Here is a 5,533-nt window from a genome sequence, read left to right on the forward strand (position 1 = left end):
GCTGCCCCCAGTGAATTGCCGTCGAGATAGATCACCCCCTCCGGCAGAATGAAACGGTCGCGCATGGCCCGCAGCGGATCTGTGGCATCCATCGCTTCGACTGCGGCGAGATCAGGAAATCCACTCATGGTCAGTCAGTCCCCGGTTGTTCGCGAAGGGTGTTCCGCCGCCGCGCGTCGCTGTTTTCATTTCGACGATGTCAGAGCCGGGTGCGGACCGTCCACAGTTCCGGGAACAGCACCACCTCGAGCATCTTCTTCAGATACGAAGCACCCGACGTGCCGCCGGTGCCGCGTTTCAGACCGATGATGCGCTCAACCGTGGTGACGTGGTTGAAGCGCCAGCGGCGGAAATAATCCTCGAAGTCGACCAGCTTCTCTGCCAGTTCGTAGAACATCCAGTAGCGCTGCGGATCGCGGTAAATGGTTTGCCAGGCGACCAGCACCTCTTCATTCTCGGTTCGCGTCTCACGCCAGCCCGTGCGCTTGGCATCGGCACCGATGTCGAATCCGTTGCGCGCAAGCAGCAGCAGCGCTTCGTCGTAGAGCGATGGTTCGGTCAGGATCGCTTCCAGCTTTCCGCTCAGGTCGGGCCGGTGCTTGTGCGGCCCGAGCATGGCCAGGTTGCGGTTGCCGGCCATGAACTCGATGGCGCGATACTGCCAGGACTGGAAACCCGAGGACTGGCCGAGCGCGTCGCGGAACTCGGTGTATTCGCTCGGCGTCATCGTCCGCAGCACATCCCAGGCATTGTTCAGCTGCTCGAAGATCCGCGCAACGCGCGACAGCATCTTGAAGCTCGGCTCGAGCCGGTCGGCGCGGATGGAACGGATCGCGGCTCCAATCTCGTGTAGAGCGAGCTTCATCCAGAGTTCGGAGGTCTGATGCTGGATGATGAACAGCATCTCGTCATGCGCCGATGACAGCGGCGTCTGGGCCTCCAGCACTTTCTCCAGGTGCAGGTAGTCGCTGTAGGACATGCGCTCCTTGAACGACATCTGGGCGCCTTCGGACGCCGGATCGTATGGCTCGCTCAATCGATTTTCTCCGTGCGCAGCCGGAAGCGCTGGATCTTGCCGGTCTGGGTCTTGGGCAGGGCGGCGATGAATTTTACCGATCGCGGATATTTATAGGGCGCGATCATTGCCTTGACATGGTCCTGCAGGCGTTTGGTGGTGAGGGCGTCGGGCGCGACGCCCTGCGCTAGCACGACATGCGCCTCGACGATCTGGCCGCGTTCGGCGTCCTCAGCGCCAATGACAGCGCATTCGGCGACGTCCGGGTGCGCCAGCAGCGCCGCCTCGACCTCGGGTCCGGCAATGTTGTAGCCGGCGCTGACGATCATGTCGTCGGAGCGGGCGGCGAAATGGAAGAAGCCGTCCTCGTCCTGCGTGAAGGTATCGCCGGTGAGGTTCCAGCCGTCGCGCACGTATTCCTTCTGCCTGTCATCGGCCATGTAGCGGCAGCCGGTCGGTCCGCGCACTGCAAGCCTGCCGGTCGCGCCGCGTGGCACCTCGCGCATCTCGTCATCGACGACGCGCGCCTCGTAGCCGCCCACCGGCTTTCCGGTCGACGCGGGCTTCATGTCGTCAAAACGGTTGGAGATGAAGATGTGCAGCATCTCGGTGGCTCCGATGCCGTCGAGGATCGGCTTGCCGGTCTTTTGCGTCCACTCTTCGAAAACCGGAGCGGGCAAGGTTTCGCCGGCCGAAACGGCGACGCGCAGCGACGACAGGTCGGCACCTTCATCCATGGCCTTCAGCATGGCGCGGTAGGCAGTCGGCGCGGTGAAAGAGATCGTCGCTTTGTAGGTCTCGATGATGTGGATCATGTTGGGTGGCGTCGCCTGCTCCAGCAGCGTCGCCGCCGCACCGAAGCGCAGCGGAAAGATGGCGAGCCCGCCAAGGCCGAAGGTGAAGGCCAGCGGCGGCGAGCCGACGAAGATGTCGTCCGGCGTCACCTCCAGGATTTCGCGGGCGTAGGCGTCGGCGATGATCAGCAGGTCGCGGTGGAAATGCATCGTCGCCTTCGGAACGCCTGTTGTGCCCGAGGTGAAGCCGAGCAGGGCAACATCGTCGCGGCCGGTGTCGACTGCGGTGAACGTCACCGGCTTGTCGAGAGCGGCACGATCGAGTTCAGCATCATGGTTGGCGGTGCCGTCGAAACCGATGACCTGCTTGAGGAATGCGCTGTCCTTGGCGCAGGCGGTCATCTCGTCCATCAGCCTGGTGTCGCAGAGCGCGACGGTGATCTCGGCCTTGTCGACGATATTGGCGAGTTCGCCGGCGCGCAGCATCGGCATGGTGTTGACGACCACGGCGCCAACCTTGGTGGCGGCCAGCCAGCAGGCGACCATGGCGGGGTTGTTGGCCGAGCGGATCAGCACCCGGTTGCCGGGCTCGACCCCATAATTCTCGACCAGCGCGTGGGCCAGCCTGTTCGTCCAGTCGGACAGTTCCTTGTAGGTGCGGCGGCGGCCATTGCCGATGAGGGCGGTGTGGTCGCCGAGACCTTTTTCGACCAGCCTGTCGGTCAGTTCGACACCGGCGTTGAGGCGTTCGGGATAGTCGAAGCCGTCGAGCAGGATTTCAGGCCATTGCTCCGGCGGCGGCAGGTGATCGCGCGTGAACGTGTCGATATGCGCTGAAGGCCCAAGCATGTCGCCGCTCTCCTGTCTGCTGGACGGCCAGTGCGCGAGGCGCCTTGGCCGGATGTCGTGGATATTAAGGTCCTGCTCTGAGGAGGCTTCGTACTGCCCATCGCACCTGCTGAGATGCGCCCAGAAAGGGTGAACATCTGCAGGTTCGGGCAGCACAGCAGACCTCCCATTGTCGGCTGTTCGTGCGGGCAGGATCGCACCAGTCGAAATTTGTTTCAAGCCTAAAATGTTTTTGCCCTAGAGCATTGACGCATGGCGTGGCGGTGGCCATTGCTAGCGGAACAGCGATGCCGTTTTTGGGGAAGGGCGCAGATGTTCGAACGTCACATCGTCGATTGGGATGATGCCTATGCCAACGGTGCGAATATCGCCGGCAGCGACCGATGGCCGGCCGCCTGGGTGGAGCCTGCGCAAGCGTTTCGTGACGCACTCGAGGCGCAGGGCCGGGCACGGCTCGACATCACCTATGGCGATGGGCGACGCAATCGGCTCGATCTCTTCCTGCCCAGCGCCACGCCCAAAGGGTTGGTGGTGTTCATCCATGGCGGTTACTGGAAGGCGTTCGACAAGAGTTTCTGGTCGCATCTCGCCAATGGTGCGGTCAGCAGCGGCTTTGCCGTGGCGATGCCGTCCTACACGCTGTGCCCGGACTTACGCATCGCCGGCATCGTCCAGGAGATCGGCGTGGCGATCGGCAAGGCGGCGGCAATGGTCGACGGGCCGCTGATGCTGACCGGACATTCGGCCGGCGGCCATCTTGCCAGCCGGATGGTGACGACAACCACGCCTCTGGCGGACGATGTGGCGCGGCGCGTGCGCCATGTCGTTTCGATTTCGGGTGTCCACGATCTGCGTCCGATCATGCGCACCGAGATGAACGCGACTCTGGCCATCGACGAAGATGAGGCGCTGGCTGAAAGCCCGGCGCTGCTGCGGCCCATGGATGGTGCCCGCATCACCTGTTGGGCCGGTGGCGGCGAGCGCGCCGAATTCCTGCGCCAGAATGCGCTGCTTGCCAACATCTGGACCGGTCTCGGCGCCACCACCGGCACCGTGGTCGAGCCTGACCGGCATCATTTTAGCATTGTCGACGGCCTTGCCGATCCGGCGCATCCGCTGAGCCGCGCCTTGATATCGGAATAGCGCCGACGTCATTTTCTGTTTGTTATTAATGGTTTGTTCTGCGCTGCTTCAGCGCAGCATCAGTACGCTGCAAGCCTCGCCAGTAGCTGCTGCGGGGGCAAACGGCGCCCGCACGATCAGCCCGTTGGCGTCAGCCAGCATTCTCAGCATCGAGGAATCCTGGATACCGAACGGCGTCGCCACCAGCGCGCCATCATCTTCCCTGACCACCGCCCGCACATAGTCCTGGCGCAGATCATTGGCCGGCATGGCGGCACCCAACCGTGCCGGACGTATGTCCTGGCGATGATTGCGGCCGCCGAGCCGCGCCAGCAGCGGCTTCAGGAACAATTGCGAGCAGACCAGGCTTGCCACCGGATTGCCGGGCAGGCCGATGCACCTGATATCGCCGAGGCGGCCGAACATCAGCGGCTTGCCAGGACGCATGGCGATCTTCCAGAAGCCGAGCGTCATGCCTTCGCCGGTCAGCACGTCGTGGATCAGGTCGTGATCGCCGACCGAGGCGCCACCAAGCGTCACGATGACATCCGCACCGGCCGCGACCGCTTTCTGCACCAGTTCGGCGATAGCCTCCTTGCGATCGGCGGCAATGCCGAGATCGAGCGCGCGGGCGCCGACCGAGTGTGCGGTGGCGGCGACGCCATAGGCATTCGATGAAATGATCTGGTCCGGGCCGAGATCGCTGCCCGGCGGCAGCAATTCGTCGCCGGTGGCGATAATGGCGACCAGCGGCCGTTTCACCACGCTGACCCGAGGATGGTTGGCCGATGCTGCCAGCGACAGTGCCGCCGGGTCGAGCAAGCGGCCTTTTTCCAGCAGCATGTCGCCTGTTGAAAAATCGAGCCCGATGCGGCGGATATTGCGCCATTGCGCCGTTGGCTCGGTCACTTCGATTTCGCCGCCGCCGAGATCGCGGACATTCTCCTGGATGACGATGGTGTCGGCGCCTTCGGGCAGCGGCGCGCCGGTGAAGATGCGCACGGCCTGCGTCTGGCCGACCGTGCCGTCGAAGCCACGTCCAGCCGGCGCCATGCCGATCACCGACAGCCTGGATGGGACCGACGTGACGTCGGCGGCGCGCGCTGCATAGCCGTCCATGGCGGAAGCATTGAAAGGCGGCTGGGTGCGAAGTGCCACGACCGGTTCCGTCAGAACACGATCCACAGCCTCGAACAGGGGAACGCTTTCGCCGGCTAGAGGCGCCGCGCCATCAAGCAGGCGTTCAAGCGCCTCCGCGATAGGAACCAGCGCCATCAGGCGCTCGCCTTGTAGTCACCCGACTTGCCACCGGTCTTTTCGACCAGGCGGATGCCGGTGATGACCATGGCGCGGTCTACTGCTTTGGCCATGTCGTAGATGGTCAGGCAGGCGACCGAGGCAGCCGTCAGCGCTTCCATCTCGACACCCGTCTTGCCGGTGACGCGCGCCAGTGCGGTGACCTTCAGGCCCGGCAAAGCATGGTCGGGCTCGATGTCGACGGAAACCTTGGTCAAAAGCAGCGGGTGGCAGAGCGGGATCAGTTCATGCGTCTTCTTCGCCGCCATGATACCGGCGATGCGCGCAGTGCCGAGCACATCGCCCTTCTTGGCGTTGCCGGCGAGGATCATCTTCAGCGTCTCGGGCTGCATCGCGACAAAGCCTTCGGCGATCGCCGTGCGCGTTGTTTCATCCTTGCCGCCGACGTCGACCATGTTGGCCTCGCCCTGCGCGCCGAGATGGGTAAGGCCCGATA

Annotated in this window: 5 protein-coding genes and 1 pseudogene; 1 reads left to right on the plus strand and 5 read right to left on the minus strand. The window is 63.9% G+C overall.

What is annotated here, in order from left to right; all coding sequences use genetic code 11:
- The 3 genes and pseudogenes from EN750_RS40785 to EN750_RS16545 all read right to left on the minus strand — a co-directional run.
- A pseudogene (locus EN750_RS40785) lies at positions 1-128 on the minus strand (kynureninase); the annotation flags it as partial.
- Between the two features lie 71 nt (positions 129-199).
- Positions 200-1,036, minus strand: a complete 837-nt coding sequence (gene kynA / locus EN750_RS16540) for a tryptophan 2,3-dioxygenase (protein WP_127397045.1) — start codon at positions 1,034-1,036, stop codon at positions 200-202.
- The gene (locus EN750_RS16545) at positions 1,033-2,658 is read right to left on the minus strand and encodes an AMP-binding protein (protein WP_127397046.1); all 1,626 of its coding nucleotides are present in this window, start codon (positions 2,656-2,658) and stop codon (positions 1,033-1,035) included. Before EN750_RS16545 ends, kynA begins: the two co-directional genes overlap by 4 nt.
- Before the next feature lie 312 nt (positions 2,659-2,970).
- On the opposite strand from EN750_RS16545, the gene EN750_RS16550 reads away from it, so the two are divergent.
- Positions 2,971-3,801: an alpha/beta hydrolase gene (locus tag EN750_RS16550; protein WP_127397047.1), complete on the plus strand. Its 831-nt coding sequence runs from the start codon at positions 2,971-2,973 to the stop codon at positions 3,799-3,801.
- Between the two features lie 48 nt (positions 3,802-3,849).
- On the opposite strand, the gene glp is transcribed toward EN750_RS16550, so the two are convergent.
- Together glp and moaC are read right to left on the minus strand one after the other, a co-directional pair.
- Positions 3,850-5,055, minus strand: coding sequence for a gephyrin-like molybdotransferase Glp (gene glp / locus EN750_RS16555; RefSeq protein ID WP_127397048.1), 1,206 nt, complete (start codon positions 5,053-5,055; stop codon positions 3,850-3,852).
- Positions 5,055-5,533: cyclic pyranopterin monophosphate synthase MoaC (gene moaC, locus EN750_RS16560; RefSeq protein ID WP_127397049.1), on the minus strand; the 479-nt coding region annotated here is incomplete at its 5' end. The genes glp and moaC, both read right to left, overlap by 1 nt.

The organism is Mesorhizobium sp. M7A.F.Ca.ET.027.03.2.1, from assembly GCF_003999175.1.
In the GTDB taxonomy this organism is placed as follows: Bacteria; Pseudomonadota; Alphaproteobacteria; order Rhizobiales; family Rhizobiaceae; genus Mesorhizobium.